Raw genomic sequence first — 21,342 nt, 5'->3', positions numbered from 1 at the left:
CATTTGGGAGAGAGGGAATGATTGATTCGCGGGTGATCCGGGAGGAAGTGCCACCGGGGTATAAGCAGACGGATGTGGGGGTGATTCCGGAGGATTGGGAAGCAATACCCCTGTGCGAAGACATATCACTTCTCTCTGGGCATCATGTTCTCGCACGCCACTGCAATACGCACGGTGACGGTGTACCTTATCTCACCGGACCGGCAGATTTCCCCGAGGGTCACATTCAACAAACAAAGTTCACGACTCATCCAACAACCCTCTGTCATAAAGGGGACATACTTGTCACCGTAAAAGGATCAGGCTCTGGAAGTCTAATAGAGGCTGACGCTTCTTACTGCATTAGCAGGCAGCTGATGGCTATCCGTGTCAAGCAATGGAACTCCAAATTTCTCTATTATTCCCTCTTGCAGAACGCCAATCAGATCAAGGCTGCATCAACAGGTCTTATCCCCGGCCTCTCCCGGTCGGACATTCTTGATCAACGGATCCCGTTACCTCCAACTGTTATCGAACAACGCGCCATCGCCGCCGCCCTCTCCGATGCGGACGGGCTCATCGGGGCGCTGGATGCGCTGATCGAAAAGAAGCGGGCTATCAAGCAGGCCGCCATGCAGCAGCTCCTCACCGGGAAGAAGAGGCTGCCGGGGTTTGCAGGGGAGTGGGAGACAAAGCGGCTGGGGGAAGTCGCGTCAATTCGAAATCAGAAGACCTTGCCATCAAATGTGGATCCAGACACGTTATGTGTGGAACTTGAGCATATCGGGCAAGGCAATGGACGGCTTCTGGAGGTCTCCACAGCACGAAATTCAACGTCGTCAAAGTACCGCTTTTTTAACGGGGATGTCCTGTTCGGACGGCTCCGTTCGTACCTTCGCAAATTCTGGCACGCCGATAGGGATGGCATCTGTACAACTGAGATATGGCCTCTGATGGTCGATGCAAGCCAGGCTGATAGTGGGTTTTTGTATTCAATCGTCCAGAGTGATCGGTTCGTCGAAGCAGCGAGCATATCCTACGGGACACATATGCCACGTGCAGACTGGAACGTGATGAAAAACTTTGAGGTTTGCTTGCCCCCACTTCCCGAACAACGCGCCATCGCCACCGTCCTCTCCGACATGGACGCCGAGCTCGCCGCCCTTGAACGCCGCCGGGATAAGATAAAACAGATCAAGCAGGGCATGATGCAGCAGCTCCTCACCGGGCGCATCCGCCTCGTCGAACCACCGGAGGCAGCGGCATGATCCGGCACTGCACCGGGGCCGGTCTTCCGGACCCGAAGTTCGCCGTCAGCGACGGGTTCCAGACGATCATCCGCCGGACTCTGGCTCCCGGCCAGGCACCACAGCCAGAGTCACAGCCAGAGTCACAGCCAGAGTCACAGCCAGAGTCGCTGGAGGCGAGAGTCCTCCGGGTCCGGGATAGAGGTGTCGGCGAAACCAGGGAAGAAACCAGGGAAGAAACCAGGGAAGAAACCAGGGAAGAAACCAGGGAAGAAACCAGGGAAGAAACCAGGGAAGAAACCAGGGAAGAAACCAGGGAAGAAACCAGGGAAGAAACTAGGGACAAAGTCCTGGCCCTGATCGCAACCGACCCAACCATCACCATGAACGAACTCGCAGAGCGGATCGGCATCACGCCGAAGGGAATTGAGTGGCAGATCCGGCGATTGAGAGAGGCTGGCCGGCTCAGACGGGTGGGTCCAACGAAAGGCGGCCGTTGGGAGATTATGGGAGGCGAAGATGAGCACCGTCGGCGAGCGTGAGCGCCTCACGCAGGTGCGGGTTGTCGCCTACTTCCAGGGCACCCTCAAGTATCGCTACCTCGGCAACCGGGAGTACCGCGAGGGAAACAGCAACGTCGAGGAGGCGCTGCTCGCCGCATGGCTCACGCGCCGGGGCCATAGTAACCAGATCATCGGCAAAGTGCTCTATGAACTCGGCAAAGCCAGAGCCGTCAGCGGCAGCAAGACCCTCTACGACGCCAACCGCGAGGTCTACGGGCTGCTCCGCTACGGGGTGAAGGTCCGGCCCGAGATCGGCGAACAGCACGTTACCGTCTGGCTCATCGACTGGGAGAATCCCCAGAACAACGACTTCGCCATCGCCGAGGAGGTCACCATCGCCGGCGAGAACAGCAAGCGGCCGGATATCGTGCTCTACGTCAACGGCATCGCTCTCGGCGTGCTCGAACTGAAACGGTCGATCGTCTCGGTATCCGAGGGCATCCGCCAGAACCTCGACAACCAGAAGAAAGTCTTCATCCGCCCCTTCTTCGCCACCGTGCAACTCGTGATGGCCGGGAACGAGACCGAAGGGCTCCGCTACGGCGTGATCGAGACGCCGGAGAAGTACTACCTGCGCTGGAAAGAGGCAGATGCTCCGCCCGCCGCCGGAGAAAACCCGCTCCTCACCGAACTCGACCAGCTCTGCCGGAAAGAACGCCTGCTTGAGATCGTCCACGACTTCGTCGTCTTCGATCGCGGGATCAAGAAGACCTGCCGCCACAACCAGTATTTCGGGGTCAAGGCGGCACAGAAACGCGTAAAGCGGCGCGAGGGCGGGATCATCTGGCACACGCAGGGCAGCGGGAAGAGCCTGATCATGGTCTGGCTCGCCAAGTGGATCCGCGAACACGTGCCGGGCGCCCGCGTCCTGCTCGTCACCGACCGCACCGAACTCGACGACCAGATCGAGAAGGTCTTCCTCGGCGTCAGCGAAGGTATCTACCGCACCAAAAGCGGCGCCGACCTCGTTCGTGTCCTCAACACCGACACCGAATGGCTGGTCTGCTCGCTGATCCACAAGTTCGGCCGCGGCGACGACCTCAGCGATACCGACCTCCAGACGTACATCGAAGAGATCAAAAGCCACCTGCCGAAAGGATTCTCCCCCAAAGGCGAGTTCTTCGTCTTCGTCGACGAATGCCACCGCACCCAGTCCGGCAAACTGCACCAGGCGATGAAGGCGCTCCTCCCCCGGGCGATGCTGATCGGGTTTACCGGCACCCCGCTGCTCAAACAGGACAAGCAGAAGAGCATCGAGGTCTTCGGCCCCTACATCCACACCTACAAGTACGACGAGGCCGTGCGTGACGGCGTCGTCCTGGACCTCCAGTACGAAGCCCGCGACATCGACCAGAGCATCACCTCGCAGGAGAAGATCGACCAGTGGTTTGAGATCAAGACCCGGGGTCTGACCGACGCCGCGAGAGCCGAGCTCAAGAAGCGCTGGGGAACCATGCAGAAAGTGCTCAGCGCACAGGATCGCCTGAAGAAGATCGTCGCTGATATCCTGCTCGATATGGAACTGCGCGACCGGCTCAGGAGCGGCCGCGGGAACGCGCTCCTCGTCACCAGCAGCATCTACTCGGCCTGCCGGTTCTTCGAGATGTTCCAGAAGACCGACCTTGCAGGCAGATGTGCGATCATCACCTCCTACGCGCCGCAGCCTTCGGACATCAAGGGCGAGGAGACCGGCGAGGGGTTGACCGAGAGGCTGCGGCAGTACGACATCTACCGCAAGATGCTCGCCGAACACTTCGACGAACCGGAGGACACGGCGATGTACAAGGTCGAGCAGTTCGAGAAAGAGGTGAAGAAGCGGTTCATCAACGAGCCCGGACAGATGAAACTCCTGATCGTCGTCGATAAACTGTTGACGGGCTTTGACGCTCCGCCGGCGACCTACCTCTACATCGACAAGCAGATGCGCGACCACGGCCTCTTCCAGGCAATCTGCCGCGTGAACCGCCTCGACGGCGAGGACAAGGAGTACGGCTACATCATCGACTACAAAGACCTCTTCCGGTCGCTTGAGAAGTCGCTCAAGGATTACACCGGCGAAGCCTTCGGCGGCTTCGACAGAGAGGACGTCTCCGGGTTGTTGAAAGACCGCCTGGAAAAAGGGCGCGAGCGGCTCGGCGACGCCCTTGAGGCGATCAGGACGTTATGCGAGCCAGTCGTTCCTCCCCGGGACACCCTTGCGTATCAGCATTTCTTCTGTGCGGCCGATACCGCCGATCCCGAGGCGCTCAAGGAGAACGAGCGCAAGCGTCTTGCTCTCTACAAACTGACCGCCGCCCTCCTCAGGGCGTATGCCGGCCTGGCGAACGAGATGCACGATGCCGGATACACCGACGCCGAGGCCGCAGAGATCCAGGCCGAGGTCACCCACTACGACAATGTCCGCAAAGAGGTCATGTGGGCAAGCGGTGACTACATCGACCTGAAACTCTACGAGCCGGCCATGCGGCATCTCCTCGACACCTACATCCGGGCCGAAGAGAGCGTGAAGATATCGGCATTCGATGATATGCCGCTGGTCCAGCTCCTCCTTGAACGTGGTGCCGATGCCGTGGAGACGCTCCCGGCGGGCATACAGCGTGATCGCGAAGCGGTTGCGGAGACCATCGAGAACAACGTCCGCAAGCTGATCATCGACGAGACACCAATCAACCCGAAATACTATGAGAAGATGTCCGAACTGCTGGACGCGCTGATCATAGAACGCCGGGCGCAGGCACTCGGGTACCAGGAATACCTCAAAAAGATCGTCGAACTGACAAAGCAGATCAAGCGCCCCGGCGACGGCGCACGATACCCCAGGACCCTGGACAGTCCCGCAAAACAGGCTCTCTACGACAACCTCGGCGAGGATGAAGCGATTGCGCTCGCGGTCCATGAAGCGGTAACCTCGACCAAACAGGACGACTGGACGCACAACCCCATTAAGACGAAGATGGTCCGTATTGCCATCAAGAAGGTCGTCCAGGATGATGATAAACTCGACAAGATCCTTGAACTGATCAAAAACCAGCAGGAGTATGCCTGAATGCACCGGATCTCCGTGAGCGGAGTACAGGTCGATGTGGTCCGAAAGGACATCAAGAACCTGCATCTCGGGGTGTACCCTCCCGAAGGCCGGGTCCGGGTAGCAGCGCCGTTACGCGTGGATGATGAAGCGGTGCGGCTGGCGGTGATCACAAAATTACCGTGGATCAAACGGCAGCAGACCCGATTCAGGGCCCAGGAACGCCAGAGTCCGCGAGAGTACACCTACCGCGAGACGCACTACTACCTCGGTAAACGCTACCTGTTAAACGTCATCGAGCATGCAGGCCCGTCGTGGATTGAGGTGCGCAATAAGGCAAGGATCGACCTGTATGTTCCGGCGGGAAGCGATGCCGAGAGGCGCGAACAGGTCATGCTCAGGTGGTATCGGAAGGAGCTCAAAGCCCTGATCCCGCCGCTGATCACGAAGTGGCAGGAGACGCTCGGGATAACGGTCGACGAATGGGGAGTTAAAAAGATGAAGACCCGGTGGGGCAGTTGCAACATCGAGGCCCGGCGGATCTGGCTGAATCTGGAACTTGCGAAGAAACCGGTTCAGTGCCTCGAATACGTTGTCGTCCACGAGATGGTCCATTTGCTGGAGCGAAATCACACCGACCTGTTCAGGGAACTGATGGATCAGTTCATGCCACAGTGGCGACACTATCGGGATGTGCTCAATCAGGCACCACTAAGCCACGAGACCTGGCGTTACTGAAGCAACACCTGAGAACCCGGGTGAGTTCGCCATCAGGGAGAAGCCCGGGGCCTCCCATCAGCAGACCAAACACTCTCCTACTGCCCGGGCACTCTGGCGACCATGACCGGCTCGAACCTCGGCGCACTATGGATGGGCTACACCCCACCTGTCACGCTGCTCCGCGTGAGGTGGAGCGGCACAGGAGTGAGAGCGCGCGGAGGAAGGCGCGGCCGGGAACCGGATGTAAAAAAGGTCAGGGGAAGATGAGACCGATCTTTCCTTCTGAAATCTCGATATAAGCAGGGAGCGGGTGTTCGTAGGTAGAATCCTCGAATTGAACCCGTTTGACAACATCGTCGGGGATCTCTACACGGTACTCCTGGACGTCCTTGAAGATCCGGACGGTAATATCTCCAGGGGACCCGATGACGAGCAGGTGATCCTCTTCAATGGTAGCCGGAATCTCTTTCTCCTCAAGGCCGAGCCCCGCTTCGACCAAATCTTCCTCATACTATTTGAAGATCACGCCTTTCCCCTACGGACCTGGTTCTCAATCCGTCTCTGGCATTTCTCAGGGCAGTAATGCGGGGGAAGGGATTCGAACCCTTGAACTCCTTCGAGACTGGACCCTAAATCCAGCGCCTTTGACCAGGCTCGGCAACCCCCGCGCGTATAGGTATCGGTTGCCGGGAGAATTATAGTTGTTCCCCGGGCGCGGCACGCACCGTGGCTGTGGAGGTCTCCCATGCGGTGCGCGGGGTGTGCGGCATCCGCGCTCCCCACGACCGATCCTGACACCCGGCTCACCAGCCCGGGATCCGCCGATACCGGCGCAGAACGATCCTGAGACCACACGTGGGAAACTATATTGTACATGAAGTTCACTGTATACTATAGAAAATTAACCCGGGATCACCATGCCCGGGGTGCGCTGGAAGCGCATTCCGGCAGAATCGTGCCCGAATGTTAACAACACAACCTTTATTCAATTGATCGACCGTATTTTTCATTAGTTGAGCGAGAATGCTGGACGAGATCCTCCATATCCTGGCGGCGGCGATCATCAGCTGGATCCTCTTCGTAACCGTCGATATCTTCTTCAGACTGCCGGAGACGGGAGGTGTCAGCGGAGCTTCGGCCATCGCGCGGGATATCGAGGCCGCTGGCGGCGCTCTTTCCGGCGGCACCATGATGGGCAACATCGTCTGCTCCCCCGACGCCTCGGCCGGGACGCTCCTTGCCGCCTGCGGCGTCTACGTCGCCGGCATCCCCGGCGGACTTGCCGCGGCCCTGATGGTCTTCATCGGCAACCGCATCTGCTATGACCCCGGCTACGCAGGGACCACCGGGGCAATCCTCGCCACGTTCGTCGTCTACGCCTTCACCCTTATCGGGTTTTCCGCAACAGACTTCATCGCAGGCATGGTGATCGCCATCCTCACCATCCAGGGGCTCTCGCACGCCCACGCGAGCCGGCTGCTTGCACGGCTCTGGAGGGTCCGGCAATGATCGCGCTCTACATCGTCGCCGCGATAGCGGCCTTTGCCGCCATACGGGCCATCGTCGAGAAGAACACCGGGCGGAAACTCCCCTACGCGAACGTCCTGAGTTTCGCCGTCTCCGGTGCGCTGGTCCTCCTGCTCGACCACCCGCTCTCCCTCGTTGCGGCGGCGGCCTACTTCGTCGGCTCCACGCTCGAATCGAACGCCATCGCAAGCACCTACGCCGGGGGGGTGAAGCGGTGATCCCCGCCCTCGAAGTCGCGTTCGGGTTCATAGCGCTCGCGGGCGCCGTCTCCGCCGCCCTCATCAAGGACTCCTACGGGAAGCTCATATCGCTCGGGATCCTCGTCGCCGGCACCCTGCCGTTCATCGTGGACCGCGGCTACATAGACGTCGCCGTCACGGCCGCCCTGATCGCCCCCATCGCCACGATCTTCGTCCTCATGGCCGTCAGGAGGGAGGAGGCGTGAACGCCGTCTTCATCCTCGGCCTCGCCATCCTCGTCATCGGCGTCCTCTCCGTCGCCTTCGTGCGGCCGAAGACCTACGTCGCCCGGCTGATCAACCTCGAGATCCCGGCGTGGGGCCTCCTCCTCGTCATGCTCGCCTACGATGAAGCCCTCGCCATCCTGACGTTTGTTGCCGTCACCGCCATCGGCACGTTCGTCATCGTGCGCCTGATGGAATGGAGGGATGCGTCATGCTGATCATCACCCGGATCTCGAGGTTCATCTCGAACTTCCAGAACCTCGTAGCGCTCTTTGCCGGTGCGTGCATCATCGTCTCCCTCTTCGGGATCCTCTCCCTCCCGCTCGCGTTCGAGGGTGAGCAGCTCTACCCGAAGTCGCAGCTTGACCCCGCTAGCGGGCTCTACCCCTACAACCGGGGGGGAGTGCCGTTCGGCACAACGGAGATCGTCTGCCAGTATCCCGAGAACTCGCCCTACGCGGGCTACGTCACGACCTACCTAACACCGCTCTCGCTATACCTCGCGGACCACACGCACTACATCGGCACGACGATCGTCGCCCACCCCGGCGGGATCATCGACGAGATCCTCTACAACACCCGGGGGCTCGATACCGTCGTCGAGACGAGCATCCTCTTTACGGCGTTTGCGATCGCCTCGTACCTCTACCGGAGGGAGGAAGAGTGATCCCCGACTACTCGATCGGCCTCTCCGTGGCGTTCGCGTCGGCAGGGTTAGCCTTCTTTGCCCTGATGCGGGAGACCGACGGCCTCCACCGCCTCCTCCTCACAGACCTTGTCGAGATCGCGAGCCTCGCCTTCATCGCGCTCATCGGCACCGACCTTGCCGAGGCGCTCGTCCTCCCCGGCCTCGTGGTGGGTGCATCTGAGCTGATCGCCCTCTCCGAGATCTACCGGATCAAGGAAGGCTACACCCGGCCGCCCGGCCCCGGCCTGCAGATCGAGGTGATGGAGAGCGCTCCCGCCATCCTCGCCGCGATCCTCGTCGTCTACGGCATCATCCTCTCCGGGTTCTCCGGGGGCGCCGTCGCCGGCCTCGGCGTGATCTTCTACTTCCTCTGCCGCGACCACAGCGAGCGGTTCGAACTGATCGAGACGGCGAGCGGCTACTCGTGGGTGCTCTGGATTGTGGCGTTCTTCGTCTTCATGATCCTCCCGGAGTACTGGTTCTTTGCGGTCATGCTCGCGGGCTCAGCGATCCTCGTCAAGGTCATGGCCAAGATGTCGCTCATCGGCACCATGCGGGGTGGTCCGAATGCCTGATATCGGCGGAAGCGACCTCTTCGTGCTGGAGTTCGGGGACATCCTCCACTACTACACCCCCTACACCGCGACGCTCTTCATCCTCGCGATGATCTTCACGGGGCTTATCATCGCAAGCAGGCCCGAAGGGCAGATCGACATAGCGTTTGGGGGGGACGCCTACTACGCAAAGGAGACGGCGGTTGCCGAGATGCGGTTCCGGCGGTTCATGGCGATCGCCTGCGGCCTTGCGACGATGGGCGCGATGGGGAGCGGGGACCTCTTCAACTTCACGCTCTTTGCCTCGCTCGTCGGCATCACGAACGTCGGGATCGTCGCGGCGGTCAAGAGCCGCCACGTCCTCAACGCCGCATACGAGTACGGCATCGTCGCCATGGTCGCCACCCTGCCGCTCTTCGGGGGCGCCGCACTGGTCCTCGCGACAACGGGCACGCTCTCGATCCCCGCTCTTGCGGCCGGCGGGTTTGCCGTCCCGCTGGTGGCGAAGTTCTTCCTTACCCTCGGCGTCGTCGGAGAGGGGATGGCGCCGTTCTACGCGGCAAAGGCCGAGATGTTCCGGGCGCCGGGCGCCCCTTACGTCATCATGTGCTCCCTCTCGTCGCTGTTGATCTTCCTCCGCGTCGTGGAGATAGTCATAACCATCTGATAGCCATGAAACGAACGACGGTTACCTACGGACTCGCGGCATCGGCCCTCGCCATCGCCGCCGCGTGGGCGGCGCTCGCGGCAGCCCTCATACCGCTCTTTGCGGCGGAGACGGTCATCGTGATCGCGTTTCCCGTACTGGTGCTCTTCCTCGCGCTCCGGTGGCGGGCCCCGGGGGGAGAAGAGGATATCCCGTTCATAGGATACTGACATGATCGAGTACCTGGTATTTGCAGCAGCGTTCGGCCTCCTCCTGCTCGGGCTCCACCGGAAAGTCATCGCACGGGTACAGCTGAGGCCGGGACCCCCCGTCTGGCAGGAGATCCTCCACGCCCTGAAGTTCTCGTTTAAGAGCACCTGGGTCCCGAAGACGGCGAGCGCCACGCTCTATGTAGGGGTCGTCCTCATCGGGATCGGCATATGGAGCGCGGCGCTCTTCGTCGTCCTTGCCGGCGAGAGCATCCTGATCCTCTTTGCGATCTACATGCTCCACAAGGTCGTGGAGCACGGGTTCGGGCTCTCGTCGGGCTCGCCCTACGGGAAGTTCGGCGGCGTCCGGTCGGTGATATCCGCGGCATCCGAGATCCCGCTCTTTGTGACGATCGCGGCGATCTACCTCTTTACAGGGTCGCTCCTCCTCCGGGATATCATCGCATACCAGGAAGTCCACGGGCCGCTCCTCCTGATCGTGCCGCCCGTCGCGATAGCCATGTACCTCGTCATCCTCTCGAAGATGCCCTACGGCCCCTTCTCGATCGTCGAGTCCAAGGAACTCGTGAGCGGCTACAAGACCGAGCACTTCGGCGTCTGGAGGGCCGGGATCGCTGTCATCGACGGGACGAAGACGTTCGTGCTCCTCTACGCGTTCGTTCTGATCTTCATCGGGGCCGTGCCGTTCTCTCTGGCACTCGCCATCATGACCCTGGTCCTCGTCTCGCTCTCGTTCGTCTGCGCGATAACGCCCATGCTCTCGCCGTTTGACAGTGTCACCATCCAGGGGCTCATCACCGGGCTGATGCTTGTCTACGTCGGATACCTCTGGTGGGTGATGCCATGATCCGTGAACTGGTGCTGCTCGGCGGGGCGGCGTACATCGTCATAGCGCTGGTGCAGTGGTTTGATAACCAGACCGTCCAGGGTGAGGCGCTGGTCTTTGCCGGGTTCCTCGTGATCCTCTCCCTCATCCACCGCGCTCCGGATGAAGAACGGCTCAAAAAGTTCGAGATGGTGGGGCTCTGGCTGATGATCGCCCTCTTTGCCGGTTACGCCCTCGCAAAGGCAGGAGGGTATGTATGACCCGGTACCTCTACGAGAAGGACCTCCGGCCGATGAAGTACACCATCCTCACGAGCACGAAGCACGACCGGACGGTCCGGGAGATCGCCCGCTGCCTCGGTATGGCCGATGCGAAACTCCGCATGGTGATGATCCGGCGGTTTGACATGTCCCTGCTCGAGAACCTCGAGTCCCGGTGGGAGATGGGACAGAAGTACGCGGACGGGGCCGACCTGGTGGCAGAAGAACTCGGGTACGAACTCTTCACCCGGTTTGTACCGCTCGTGGATACAGAGACGATGCAGTCGATATACGATGAGACGAAGACAATGATAGGGGACGGATTGGCAGCCGACGAGGCGGTCGCAAGAGGTAAAGAACGGATCCGGGAGGCGGTCCTCGGATGAGCATCCTCCAGGATCTCAAGAACGCCGTCCGGTCGAGGTCGATCCACGTCGCCTACGTCGACGTCGGGTCGTGCAACGGCTGCGACATCGAGGTGCTCGCCTGCCTTGCGCCGCGCTACGACATCGAGCAGTACGGCATCTACGTCCACAACAACCCCCGTGAGGCCGACGTCCTCCTGGTCGTGGGCTCCGTGACGCCGCAGTGGGTGGACAAACTCCGCGAGATCTGGGACAAGATCCCGGAACCGAAGGCGGCCGTCGCGATCGGGAACTGCCCGATATCGGGGTGCGTCTACGCCCGGAGAGGCACCCTGACCACCCCGCCGGTCGAGAACTACATCCCCATCGCCGCACAGGTGCCGGGCTGCCCGCCCCGCCCGACGGAGATCCTCTCCGCCATACTCTCGGTTGCGCCGCTGGTGTTCAAAGACTACGAGGAGAAACAGCGATGAAGAAGACCGTCGACGTATCCATACCGCTCGGCCCGGTCCACCCCTGCTGGAAGGAGCCCGTCCGCCTCAAGTGCGAGACGGCGGGCGAGCGGGTGCTCAGGGTCGAGGTCGAGCTCGGCTACATGAAGAAAGGGATCGAGCGGATCATGCGGGGCCGGCCCTGGCAGGAGGTGATGTTCCTCGCAGAAAGGGTCTGCGGTATCTGCTCGGTCATCCACAACATGGTCTTCATCGAGACGATGGAGGAGATCAGCAGTATAACGGTCCCGCCGCGGGCGGCATACCTCCGGGTCATCGTGAACGAACTCGACCGGATAGCAAGCCACATCCTCGCGAACTTCTCCTACTGCTACACGATCGAGCACGAGACGCTCGCGATGTACCTCCTGAATACCCGGGAGATCGTGCTCGACAACCTCGAGCGGATCACGGGCTCAAGGGTCAACACCGCCTACATGATCCCGGGCGGGGTCCGGTTCGACCTCCTGCCGGAGGACGCCGCGGCGATGCTTGCCGACCTCGCGAAGGTGGAGGACGAGATGAAGCGGCACGTCCGGATCTTCGAGACCGGGCCGCTGATCGCTCTCCGGAGCAAGGGGATCGGGGTCATGAACCGTGAGGAGGCGATCAAGGCTCACACCGTCGGCCCCACGGCCCGGGCGAGCGGCGTCCCGGAGTCCGATCTCCGCCTCCGCCACCCGACCTACCAGGCGCTCGGGTTCGAACAGGTGACCCGGACCGAGGGCGACAACTTCGCCCGGGTCATGGTCCGGTTCGACGAGGTCTTCCAGAGCATCGATCTCATCCGGAAGTGCGTCGATACCCTCCCCGATGGTCCCATCCGCGGCGGCGGCCTCTGCAGGGCAGGGGAGGCCTCGCACAGCGGCGAAGCCCCCCGGGGCGAGCTGACCTACTCCGTGAAGACCGACGACTATGGCAGGGTGCTCGATATCGCGATAAGGACGCCCTCGATCATGAACATCGAGGCCTGCGCCCACTCGATGATCACCGACGCCGCGTCGATTGCCGACGTGACGTCGACGTTCATCAGCAGCGACCCCTGCATCGCGTGCAACGAGAGGTGAGGAGATGCGATCGATCGTCTACTACGTGCGGGAGTTCCTCCGGCCGGAATGGCTCAGGAAGTTCTTCTTCGTCAGGACCGCGCCCCTCGTCACCCCGCCCTACTTCAAGGACTACCCCTCCCGGACGGAGAAAGAGTGTACGGGGTGTTTCTCCTGCATGATGATCTGCCCGGCGCCCGAGGCCATCGCGGTCCTCCGCAAGAAGGACGAATGGGTGCCCACGGTCTACCGGGGCCACTGCATCCGGTGCGGCCTCTGCGTCGAGGCGTGCCCCGAAGGCGTTCTATCAAGCGGGCGGATCCTCGACGTCACCCGGCGCGATAAAACGGCGTTCTCCTCCTGGTACCACCTCGAGGTCGACGACGCCCTCTGCATGCGGTGCGGGAACTGCTGCGTCTCCTGCCCGGTCAACCGGCAGATAGACCCCCAGCTTGCAGGGACCGGGACATCCTCAAGCGACGAGGTGATCATGCGGATCGAGGGCGGCAGGGTGCGGATCCTCCACGAGGAGAAGTGCACGGGGTGCAAGACCTGCGAGACCCACTGCCCGAACCGCGCAATCCGGGTCGCCCGGATGGTGGAAGGGGTGCAGGGAGAGGAGGCGGAGGCGTGACGTTTCTCATGATCACCGGGCGGACGGTGAACCAGGGCGTGACCGTCGAGAACAAGACATCCGCCGCCTACGCGGTGGAGACCTCGACCTGTTTCATGCACGAGTTCGATATGCTCGAACTCGGGCTTGCCGACAACGATGCCGTCCGGGTGACCGGGCCCTGCGGGGAGGTCGTCATGCGGGCGGTTGCGTCGCCGGAGGTCGGGATGGGGACCATCTTCGTCCCCTACGGGCCTTACGCGAACCACATCATCGCCGCCGGCACCCACTCGACCGGTATGCCGGACTTCAAGTCGCACGAAGTGGCGCTCGAACCGACTGACGAAGAACCAAAGACTGTTCACGAGCTGATGGAAGACCTGGGAGGCCTTGCCTATGATCGTTAAAGACGTGGTCTGCCCGTTCTGCGGATGCCTCTGCGACGACATCGAGGTGGAGGTGGAGGAGAACCGGGTGGTCGCCGTCGCGAACGCCTGCGAACTCGGTACAAAGAAACTGATGGGCGAGAAGAGGATGAAGAACCCGATCCTGCGCGACGGAGGCACGTGGAAAGACATCACCTACGACGAGGCGATCCAGTATACCGCCGATATGCTTCTTTCGGCCGAGCGCCCGCTCCTCTACGGGTGGAGCGGCACCCACGGGGAGGCCCAGTGCGTGGGTGTGCACATGGCCGAGCTCGTGCGCGGCGTCATCGACAACACCTCCTCGGTCTGCCACGGGCCGTCCATCCTCGCCATCCAGGAGGTCGGGCACCCGGGCTGCACCCTCGGTGTGGTGAAGAACCGGGCGGACCTCGTGATCTACTGGGGAGCAAACCCGATCGACGCCCACCCCCGTCACCTCTCCCGGTACACGCGCTACGCGGAGGGGTTCTTCCTTGAGAACGCCTTCCGCGACCGGAAGGTGATCGTCGTCGACGTCCGGAGGACCGAGACCGCGAACATCGCCGACGAGTTCGTGCAGATCAAGCCCGGCGGGGATTACGCGGTCCTCTCGGCGCTCCGGGCCATCGTCCGGGGGAAGACGGAGACGATCCCGCGGACGGTCGCGGGCGTCACCCGTGAGCAGCTCGTCCGGGTGGTGGACCTCTGCAAGGGTGCGAAGTTCGGTGCGGTCTACTTCGGGCTCGGGCTCACGATGACCGGGGGGAAGTACAAGAACATCCGTAACGCCATCGAACTTGTCTCCGAGCTGAGCCGGCACACGAAGTTCACCATATCGGCGATGCGGGGCCACTACAACGTCTACGGGTCCAACGAAGTGAACACCTGGATGACCGGCTACCCGTTCGGTATCGATTTCTCGCGGGGGATCGCCTTCTACAACCCGGGCGAGACGACGGCGGTGGATATCCTGGCCCGGAAGGAGTGCGACGCGGCGCTGATCGTCGGGAGCGACCCGGCCGCCCACTTCCCGCGCCGGTGCCTGGAACACCTCGCGGATATCCCGGTGGTCCAGCTCGACCCCTACCCGAACGCCACCACCGCGTTCTGCAACGTCCAGATCCCGGTGGCGGTGACCGGGATCGATGCCGTGGGGACGGCCTACCGGATGGACGGAGTGCCTATCCGGACGCGGAGGGTCCTCTCCACCGGCTACCCTTCGGACGAGGAGGTTCTCATCCGCATGTACGCGCTGATGCAGGGGGCGAAAGCATGAGCGAACTCCTGATCAGGAACGCCTGCGTGATCGATCCTCTCCGGGGCGTCAACGCCGAGACGATGGATATCGCCATCCGCGACGGCAGGATCGTCGAGGACGTGAGCGGTGCGGCGGAGGTGATCGACGTCCACGGTGCGCTCACCCTCCCGGGCGGGATCGATTCGCACACCCACATCTGCGGGACGAAGGTGAACTTCGGGCGGTACATGAGCCCCGAGGATATGCGGGCCGGGAGGACGCCCCGGCGCGGGCCGATGCATTCCACGTCCGGCTACAGCGTCCCGACCACCTACGGCAACAGCTACCGCTACAGCGCGATGGGGTACACCACCCTGCTTGAGGGTGCGATGGCGCCGCTCGAGGCCCGGCACACCCACGAGGAGTTCACCTACACCCCGCTCCAGGACACGATGGCAAACACCCTCTTTGACGGGAACTGGGGGATCATGGAGGCGATCCGCGACGGCGACACAAAAAGGGTCGCGGCCATCATCGCCTGGACGCTCACGGCGGTGAAGGGGTTTGGGGTCAAACTCACGAACCCCGGCGGCACGGAGGCCTGGCAGTGGGGCAAGAACGTCTCGTGCATCCGTGACCCGGTGCCCTACTTCGAGGTGACGCCCTCAGAGATCATCCGGTCGGTCGTCGAGGCGAACGAGCTCCTCGGCCTCCCGCACTCGGTCCACCTCCACTGTAACAACCTGGGCACCCCGGGGAACTACACCTGCACGCTCGGGTCCCTCGGCCTCATACCGGACCTGAACAAAAAACGGCAGACGCTGTACGCGACCCACGTCCAGTTCCACGCCTACGGCGGATCGGGATGGAAGGATTTCTGCTCGAAGAGCGAGCCGATTGCGCGGTTCGTCAACATGCGCCCGCAGATCGTCATCGATATGGGGCAGGTGATGTTTGGCCGGACGACGACGATGACCGCCGACGGGCCGATGGAGTTCAACCTCTACCGCCTTCACCACGACAAGTGGAGCAACCACGATGTGGAACTGGAGACCGGGTCCGGTATCATCCCGGTCATCTACCGGCGCAAGAACCTGGTCAACTCGATCATGTGGGCGATCGGCCTTGAGCTCGCACTCCTCACGAAGAGCCCCTGGCAGTGCCTGCTCACGACGGATAACCCGAACGGTGCGCCGTTCGTCCGCTACCCCGAGATCGTCGCGCTCCTCATGAGCAAGAAGTACCGTGACGCCGAGTTCGCCACGGTCCACCCCGATACCGGCGGGCGGGTGCCCCTCCCGGCGATCGAGCGGGAGCTGGACTGGTACGAGATCGCGGTGATGACCCGGGCCGGTCAGGCGAAGGCGCTCGGGATCCAGGACCTCGGGAAAGGCCATCTCGGGCCGGGCGCAGAGGCGGATATCGCCGTCTACCCGATCCGGGTCGATGAGGTCGACCCGTCGGTCGATTACCAGAAGGTGATCGAGGCGTTCGGCCGGACCGAGTATACGATCAAGCGGGGCAGGGTCGTCTCGCGGAGGGGCGAGTGCCTGGTCGACGGGAGCAACGCGACGTTCTGGGTCAGGCCGAAGGTCTCCGACGCCTACGACATGGGCAAGGACCCCGACTTCATCGAGAAGTTCGACCGCTACTACACGGTCCGGATGAGGAACTACCCGGTGCAGAAAGAGTACCTGAACCGGAACCGGTGCATCGAGACGGAGGCGGGGATATGAGGGTCACGCTCGCGATGAGGCCCGCCGCGAGGTCGTTCATCCCCATCGAGGCGGAGGCGATCGTCCCGAAGAACTTCCTCTCCGGCACCGACCTCTCGGTCTGGCGGGGGAACCGCGAACTCAGGCTCGACGAGGTCTTCTCGGTCTTTGTGGAGGGCAGCGCCGACCGGCCGGAGGACGTCGAGGTCGTCATATCGGGGGACGGCACGTCCCGGCTGAAGAGGGTCGGCGAGTATATGGACGGCGGGAAGATCACCGTCCTCGGCGATATCGGTATGCACTGCGGCAACTTCATGACCGGCGGGACGATCGAGATCCACGGGAACGCCGATGGCTGGCTCGGGCGGGAGATGGCGGGGGGGACCATCCTCTGCCGGGGCGACGCCGCCGATTACTGCGCGTCGGGGTACCGCGGGGGGCGGAAGGGCATGACCGGCGGGACCGTGGAAGTCTTCGGCCGCGCCGGCGATTTCCTCGCGGAGAGCATCGCCGGCGGCACCGTGATCGTGCACGGCGATGCCGGGGACATGGCCGGGGCGGAGATGCACGGCGGCACGCTCGTCGTCCACGCTGACTGCAGTCGTCCGGCGGCGAACATGAAGGGGGGCTCCTGCTACGTCTACGGGACCGCGCACGGCATGCTCCCGACGTTTAAGAGGATCGGGACGGTCCAGCATGAGGGGCGTATGCTTATCCACTTTATCGGCGATATTGCGAACAGGGGGAAAGGAAATCTTTTTGTAAAGGACTATAGATATCTGGATTGATGGTCAGGCACGCATGTGGGTTCGAGGCCCCGATTCACTGTAAGAAGTGCGGGCGACCGCTAGAGAGCAACGAACGTACGGGTCTTTTCTGCCCGCACTGCGGAAGGAGAGTGAGTATCCTCTGCCCGGGCTGCGGGCGCCTCTGGTGACCTCTGGTGATCAGGCCCGGTTCTTCACCCACTCGGCATACCGGGCCCGCAACTGCTGGATATCCCGCTCGGAGAGGTCTTTCTTTCCCGTCCGGTGCAGGTACGACTCGAGTTGCTCCACCATCTGTTCTGCATCCAGGAAGTCGTCGACGTCCAGGTAGACCGGCGCACGCCCGACGTTGATCGCCTCGCCGCACATCGGACAGAGTCTCCAGCGCTGGTAGCGGTCCACGTAGGTGAAGGTCCTGCAGCCCGGGCAGCGGATGACGAGGTACATGATTAATGGGAGTGTGCGGGCGGGCGGATTTATAGTTATCCATCCTGCTCTCTTCCGGCGCCGGGGAACAAGAACCCCTCACTTTGTCCGGCCTCGCCATGGGGGATACCCATGCATTGTCCTCTGGCATCCCCTCACCCCGCCCGCGCCTGCGGCAGGCGGGTACCCGTATGTCCTCTCCGGTCTCCACAGGTGGGTACCCGTACGCCGCTCCGGCAACCCCCACCTCACCCGGGCCTTCGGCGCTCCTCCCCCGCCCCCACCCGGTGGCGGGGGCAGTGCTGGCGATATCCGGGGGAAAGCCGTATCCGGTTCCCCTCCGGGATCTCCCGTAGAGTGGATCGTGGGGATACCCGGGCAGTGCGAAACAATTGAGAATGCCGGTAATTAGGAATCGTTGCACTCCGGAACTCCAGAACCGCTCCTCCCCTGCTCATACAGGTCGTGCGGTTGTCGGCAACTCTCCTCCGCACCTGACAGTGCTTGAGCCGCCCTTCGCGTTCTTCGCGGCTTCGCGTGAGACCATGTTGCTGCTCCTATACTACGCCTCACGCGAAAGATGCGAAGGGAAGGTTATGAGGGGAGGCATTGCACAAAGCATCCTTTTTTGACTTCGCGGGGAAACTCGATATAGGAGCCGCGCTCCATAAGGCTGCGTCGGTTCGTGAGGATATTCATGATCGATCTCAACACTCCGCTTCTTGCGATCGACGTCGGCAGGGGCACCCAGGACATCCTGGTCTACGAACCCGGCCGGGCTATCGAGAACAGCATCAAACTGGTCCTCCCCTCCCCGACCGTGGTGACGGCGGAGAAGATCCGGCAGGCGACCGGGGCCGGTCGCCCGGTCTTCCTCGACGGGTTCCTGATGGGCGGCGGCGCAAACACCGGCGCGGTACGGGAGCACCTGGCGGCAGGCCTCCCCATCTACGCCACCCCCGAGGCCGCCGGGACCCTCCACGACGATCTTGAGAAGGTCCGCTCGATGGGGATCGATATCCGAACCGACCCCCCGGAGGACGCGGTGACCGTCCATACCACCGATTACATGGAGCCGGAGCTCAAAAACGCGCTCTCCCTCTTTTGTGTCGGGTACCCGGAGAACGTCGCGGTCGCGGTCCAGGACCACGGCTACTCCCCGCACCGGAGCAACCGCATCCACCGGTTCGAACTGATGCGGGAGCGGCTGGATGCCGGAGACTGGGACCTCCTCTCGCTCGTCGCCGACCCCCCGCTTGCCGATATGACAAGGATGCAGGCGGTCCGGAGACAGGCGCCGGGCGCGCTCGTCACTGATACCGGGCCGGTCGCGCTCATCGGGGCGCTCTGCGATCCGCGGGTCCGGCAGCAGGCAAAGGAGGGGGTCATCCTCGTCAACGCCGGGAACGGGCATACCCTCTGCTTCGCCCTGAAAGGACGGGAGATCTACGGGATCTTCGAGCACCATACCGGCGCCCTCACCCCGGCGAAACTCCAGCACTACATCCGGCGGCTCGCCGACGGCACGCTGACGTCGGAAGAGGTCTTCGACGACGGCGGCCACGGGGCTGCGGTCAGGAAACCCCTCGTCACCAATGCCGTGGCCGTCACGGGCCCGAACCGGCTCCGGCTGCTCCCGGAGGCCTGCCAGGCGGCGCCCTTTGGGGATATGATGCTCTCGGGGTGCTTCGGGCTTATGTACCTCTGGAAGCAGCTCCGGGAGGGGTGAGGGCGGGCCGGAGGAGAAAGGTCCCAAAAGAAGAGAACCCGGCGGAGTCATACCGCCCCTGCCGGGTGGTTCACGGGGTGCGAAGCGCGAAGACCAGGTGGGTTGTGAGTAACGCCCCTTCGCGGCTCTCGCGGTCCTTACACTCCTGCCGTTTAGCCGGCTGTCCCCCCGAACCACCCGAAGATGCCGCGGAAGAACCCCGCGATCAGGTCGAACGGTGACGAAGAGGATCCGGCCGCCGCCGCCCCCCCGGCCTTCCCCTCGCGGGCATAGACGGCCGCTACCTCCTCCTTCCCGAGGCTCCCGAGGGTGTCGAGGTGCTCCCCCGCCCCGGCGGTGATCGCATCATAGTCGACGCCCCGCCGCCATGCATCGGTCATCGTCTCCGACGGGCGGAGGAGCGAGTCCTGAACTCCGACAAGCGCGTAGAGAGCAGGGAGGGTGGACTCCGCGGTCGCGTTCGTGCTCCCCCCGGGCCGGACGGCGATCACCGGGTCGGAGAGCCCCGTTGATGGGCTCTCCTGGCTGCCGGCGAAGGCATAGGCGCGGAACGCGAAGGCGTCGGGATACGACGTCAGGTTGGTGACGAGCCGCTCCTCGGGGAGCGTCAGGTTCTCGAGCGTCAGCCGGCCGGTCCGGGTGGCGACCGAGAACTCCCAGACGCCGCGCTCACCGGCCCGGAGGCTCCGGGGTTCTTTGGTCCGCGTGATCTCGTAGACGGCGATCTCGCCCGGCGGCGGCACCAGGACGACGTAAGCCGGTTCACCTTCCGTGAGCGTCAGGTTCCGCGCCTCGACCGTCACCGTGACGGTGAACGTCTCTCCCTCCATCGCCACCCGCGGGTGCCGGCCGCCAAGACGCATGGCCCCATCAAGCAGCCAGTCGAGGTTCGCTATCTCCATCCCGCCCCGGGTGAGGGCGACATCTGCGGGGGTCCGGGGGAGGAGCACCCCGACACCCCTGACAAAGAGGCCCTCGCGCGGCGCGGCAACCTCAGGTGGTGCCCCGGTCTCGTTCTCCTCGGGGGTGAAGGGTGACGCGGGACTGACGAGCCGGTGGTCGCCCTGGGCCAGCGGACGGTCGTGGAACTGGTGTGATCTTGCCATCGTCGCATTCGGCCTGGGCGGGGCCTCCCGCTCCAGGGTCGGTATCGGCACCGGCGTCTCCTCCGGATCCTCCTCATCGCCGGCATCATCGGTCGTTGCGAGAGCCGACGCGGTAGGTTCAGGCGAGGCTGTCGTATTCAGGTCCTCCAGGGTCGGTACCGGCTCCTCCTCATCGCCGGTCTCGTTGGTCGTTGCGAGAACCGACGCGGTAGGCCCGGGAGAGGTTGGCGCCGCCGGGGAGAGCGTCGAGTTGATCACCTCAGGAGGGGCTGGCGCCGTCACCTCCGGGGTGGCCGCGAGATCCGCAGGCCTCGCCGTTATAGACTTCTCTGCCGGCTCCCGCGATTCGGCAGGGGTAACCGGCAGTTTCGCAGTGACGGGTTTCTCGCCGGTTGCCGGCGACCCCCCGGAAGTGCCGTTCTCCCCGGGAACCGGGGCTGCGGCCGCAAGAGAGGCGGCCGGACCGAGACAGAGCGTCACTATCGCGACGACGATGAGAAGACGCCAGAAGAGCACCCCCTCCGGCATCCGCAAACTCCGTGCACCCTCTTTTCCGGTTCCACCCGCAGATGGCGCAGGCCCCACCATCCGCCCGGATCCTCCGTTCATGGTTGTCCCATGGAGCGCGCGCTGATATAAATAATTTCCGGATCAGAGCCCGCCCGGAACTTCCCGCGCGGATCGGCCCCGCGAGAAGACTCCCGGCAACAGG

The 21,342-nt window shown here is 63.0% G+C and carries 26 protein-coding genes and 1 tRNA gene; 23 read left to right on the top strand and 4 right to left on the bottom strand.

All coding sequences use genetic code 11. The features are described 5' to 3' along the window. Nucleotides 1-17: 17 nt before the first annotated feature. The 4 genes from QZ408_RS08980 to QZ408_RS08965 are packed head-to-tail and all read left to right on the top strand — an operon-like array spanning nucleotide 18 to nucleotide 5,552. On the top strand, nucleotides 18-1,247 hold the full coding sequence (locus QZ408_RS08980; protein WP_292491021.1) for a restriction endonuclease subunit S: 1,230 nt from the start codon (nucleotides 18-20) through the stop codon (nucleotides 1,245-1,247). Further along, nucleotides 1,244-1,768: a winged helix-turn-helix domain-containing protein gene (locus QZ408_RS08975; RefSeq protein WP_292491019.1), complete on the top strand. Its 525-nt coding sequence runs from the start codon at nucleotides 1,244-1,246 to the stop codon at nucleotides 1,766-1,768. The genes QZ408_RS08980 and QZ408_RS08975 overlap by 4 nt, the downstream gene beginning before the upstream one ends. Further along, nucleotides 1,746-4,835, top strand: coding sequence for an HsdR family type I site-specific deoxyribonuclease (locus QZ408_RS08970; RefSeq protein ID WP_292491017.1), 3,090 nt, complete (start codon nucleotides 1,746-1,748; stop codon nucleotides 4,833-4,835). The genes QZ408_RS08975 and QZ408_RS08970 overlap by 23 nt, the downstream gene beginning before the upstream one ends. After that, complete coding sequence (locus QZ408_RS08965; RefSeq protein ID WP_292491015.1) at nucleotides 4,836-5,552, top strand: SprT family zinc-dependent metalloprotease; 717 nt, start codon at nucleotides 4,836-4,838, stop codon at nucleotides 5,550-5,552. A gap of 235 nt (nucleotides 5,553-5,787) precedes the next feature. Here QZ408_RS08965 and QZ408_RS08960 read toward each other — a convergent pair whose 3' ends face one another. Together QZ408_RS08960 and QZ408_RS08955 are read right to left on the bottom strand one after the other, a co-directional pair. Then, entirely contained in the window at nucleotides 5,788-6,033 is a 246-nt protein-coding gene (locus QZ408_RS08960; protein ID WP_292491013.1) for a hypothetical protein, read from the bottom strand. A gap of 84 nt (nucleotides 6,034-6,117) precedes the next feature. Beyond that, nucleotides 6,118-6,202, bottom strand: a tRNA-Leu gene (locus tag QZ408_RS08955). A 355-nt stretch (nucleotides 6,203-6,557) separates the two neighbouring features. Here QZ408_RS08955 and QZ408_RS08950 point away from each other — a divergent pair. From QZ408_RS08950 to QZ408_RS08865, 18 genes are read left to right on the top strand one after another with little or no spacing between them, the layout of a single operon-like run. Next, on the top strand, nucleotides 6,558-7,043 hold the full coding sequence (locus QZ408_RS08950) for a hypothetical protein (RefSeq protein ID WP_292491012.1): 486 nt from the start codon (nucleotides 6,558-6,560) through the stop codon (nucleotides 7,041-7,043). Further along, nucleotides 7,040-7,279 (top strand): DUF2109 family protein, encoded by a 240-nt coding sequence (locus QZ408_RS08945; RefSeq protein WP_292491011.1) that lies wholly within the window; start codon nucleotides 7,040-7,042, stop codon nucleotides 7,277-7,279. Before QZ408_RS08950 ends, QZ408_RS08945 begins: the two co-directional genes overlap by 4 nt. Beyond that, nucleotides 7,276-7,506: a DUF2108 domain-containing protein gene (locus QZ408_RS08940; protein WP_292491009.1), complete on the top strand. Its 231-nt coding sequence runs from the start codon at nucleotides 7,276-7,278 to the stop codon at nucleotides 7,504-7,506. Before QZ408_RS08945 ends, QZ408_RS08940 begins: the two co-directional genes overlap by 4 nt. Continuing rightward, nucleotides 7,503-7,742 (top strand): DUF2107 family protein, encoded by a 240-nt coding sequence (locus QZ408_RS08935; RefSeq protein WP_292491008.1) that lies wholly within the window; start codon nucleotides 7,503-7,505, stop codon nucleotides 7,740-7,742. The genes QZ408_RS08940 and QZ408_RS08935 overlap by 4 nt, the downstream gene beginning before the upstream one ends. Continuing rightward, nucleotides 7,736-8,191, top strand: a complete 456-nt coding sequence (locus QZ408_RS08930; protein ID WP_292491007.1) for a DUF2106 family protein — start codon at nucleotides 7,736-7,738, stop codon at nucleotides 8,189-8,191. Before QZ408_RS08935 ends, QZ408_RS08930 begins: the two co-directional genes overlap by 7 nt. Then, nucleotides 8,188-8,787 (top strand): DUF2105 family protein, encoded by a 600-nt coding sequence (locus tag QZ408_RS08925; protein WP_292491006.1) that lies wholly within the window; start codon nucleotides 8,188-8,190, stop codon nucleotides 8,785-8,787. The genes QZ408_RS08930 and QZ408_RS08925 overlap by 4 nt, the downstream gene beginning before the upstream one ends. After that, nucleotides 8,780-9,433: a hypothetical protein gene (locus QZ408_RS08920; protein ID WP_292491005.1), complete on the top strand. Its 654-nt coding sequence runs from the start codon at nucleotides 8,780-8,782 to the stop codon at nucleotides 9,431-9,433. The genes QZ408_RS08925 and QZ408_RS08920 overlap by 8 nt, the downstream gene beginning before the upstream one ends. A 5-nt stretch (nucleotides 9,434-9,438) precedes the next feature. After that, nucleotides 9,439-9,642 carry a hypothetical protein gene (locus QZ408_RS08915; protein WP_292491004.1) on the top strand — a complete coding sequence of 68 codons (204 nt, stop codon included), beginning with the start codon at nucleotides 9,439-9,441 and terminating at the stop codon, nucleotides 9,640-9,642. Between the two features lies 1 nt (nucleotide 9,643). Then, nucleotides 9,644-10,489 (top strand): NADH-quinone oxidoreductase subunit H, encoded by an 846-nt coding sequence (locus tag QZ408_RS08910; protein ID WP_292491003.1) that lies wholly within the window; start codon nucleotides 9,644-9,646, stop codon nucleotides 10,487-10,489. Further along, a complete protein-coding gene (locus QZ408_RS08905) occupies nucleotides 10,486-10,728 on the top strand; it encodes a hypothetical protein (protein WP_292491001.1) in 243 nt (80 codons plus the stop codon). The genes QZ408_RS08910 and QZ408_RS08905 overlap by 4 nt, the downstream gene beginning before the upstream one ends. After that, the gene (locus QZ408_RS08900) at nucleotides 10,725-11,114 is read left to right on the top strand and encodes a DUF1959 domain-containing protein (protein WP_292491000.1); all 390 of its coding nucleotides are present in this window, start codon (nucleotides 10,725-10,727) and stop codon (nucleotides 11,112-11,114) included. The genes QZ408_RS08905 and QZ408_RS08900 overlap by 4 nt, the downstream gene beginning before the upstream one ends. Beyond that, complete coding sequence (locus QZ408_RS08895; RefSeq protein ID WP_292490999.1) at nucleotides 11,111-11,566, top strand: hypothetical protein; 456 nt, start codon at nucleotides 11,111-11,113, stop codon at nucleotides 11,564-11,566. Before QZ408_RS08900 ends, QZ408_RS08895 begins: the two co-directional genes overlap by 4 nt. Further along, nucleotides 11,563-12,651, top strand: a complete 1,089-nt coding sequence (locus QZ408_RS08890; protein ID WP_292490998.1) for a nickel-dependent hydrogenase large subunit — start codon at nucleotides 11,563-11,565, stop codon at nucleotides 12,649-12,651. Before QZ408_RS08895 ends, QZ408_RS08890 begins: the two co-directional genes overlap by 4 nt. A 4-nt stretch (nucleotides 12,652-12,655) precedes the next feature. After that, entirely contained in the window at nucleotides 12,656-13,264 is a 609-nt protein-coding gene (locus QZ408_RS08885) for a 4Fe-4S dicluster domain-containing protein (RefSeq protein ID WP_292490996.1), read from the top strand. Beyond that, complete coding sequence (locus QZ408_RS08880; RefSeq protein WP_292490995.1) at nucleotides 13,261-13,650, top strand: molybdopterin dinucleotide binding domain-containing protein; 390 nt, start codon at nucleotides 13,261-13,263, stop codon at nucleotides 13,648-13,650. The genes QZ408_RS08885 and QZ408_RS08880 overlap by 4 nt, the downstream gene beginning before the upstream one ends. Next, nucleotides 13,640-14,926 carry a formylmethanofuran dehydrogenase subunit B gene (locus QZ408_RS08875; RefSeq protein ID WP_292490994.1) on the top strand — a complete coding sequence of 429 codons (1,287 nt, stop codon included), beginning with the start codon at nucleotides 13,640-13,642 and terminating at the stop codon, nucleotides 14,924-14,926. Before QZ408_RS08880 ends, QZ408_RS08875 begins: the two co-directional genes overlap by 11 nt. Beyond that, on the top strand, nucleotides 14,923-16,623 hold the full coding sequence (locus QZ408_RS08870) for a formylmethanofuran dehydrogenase subunit A (RefSeq protein WP_292490992.1): 1,701 nt from the start codon (nucleotides 14,923-14,925) through the stop codon (nucleotides 16,621-16,623). The genes QZ408_RS08875 and QZ408_RS08870 overlap by 4 nt, the downstream gene beginning before the upstream one ends. Continuing rightward, nucleotides 16,620-17,390, top strand: coding sequence for a formylmethanofuran dehydrogenase subunit C (locus QZ408_RS08865; RefSeq protein WP_292490990.1), 771 nt, complete (start codon nucleotides 16,620-16,622; stop codon nucleotides 17,388-17,390). Before QZ408_RS08870 ends, QZ408_RS08865 begins: the two co-directional genes overlap by 4 nt. A 159-nt stretch (nucleotides 17,391-17,549) precedes the next feature. Here the strand turns inward: QZ408_RS08865 and QZ408_RS08860 are convergent, their stop codons facing one another. Continuing rightward, nucleotides 17,550-17,816: a DUF1922 domain-containing protein gene (locus QZ408_RS08860; protein ID WP_292490989.1), complete on the bottom strand. Its 267-nt coding sequence runs from the start codon at nucleotides 17,814-17,816 to the stop codon at nucleotides 17,550-17,552. A 676-nt stretch (nucleotides 17,817-18,492) separates the two neighbouring features. On the opposite strand from QZ408_RS08860, the gene QZ408_RS08855 reads away from it, so the two are divergent. Next, nucleotides 18,493-19,524, top strand: a complete 1,032-nt coding sequence (locus QZ408_RS08855; protein ID WP_292490987.1) for a DUF1786 domain-containing protein — start codon at nucleotides 18,493-18,495, stop codon at nucleotides 19,522-19,524. A 152-nt stretch (nucleotides 19,525-19,676) separates the two neighbouring features. Here QZ408_RS08855 and QZ408_RS08850 read toward each other — a convergent pair whose 3' ends face one another. Continuing rightward, a complete protein-coding gene (locus tag QZ408_RS08850; protein WP_292490986.1) occupies nucleotides 19,677-21,239 on the bottom strand; it encodes a hypothetical protein in 1,563 nt (520 codons plus the stop codon). Nucleotides 21,240-21,342 lie beyond the last annotated feature (103 nt).

The organism is Methanoculleus sp. 10 (assembly GCF_913757945.1).
In the GTDB taxonomy this organism is placed as follows: Archaea; Halobacteriota; Methanomicrobia; order Methanomicrobiales; family Methanoculleaceae; genus Methanoculleus.
This window is presented reverse-complemented; position numbering and strand designations above follow the sequence as displayed.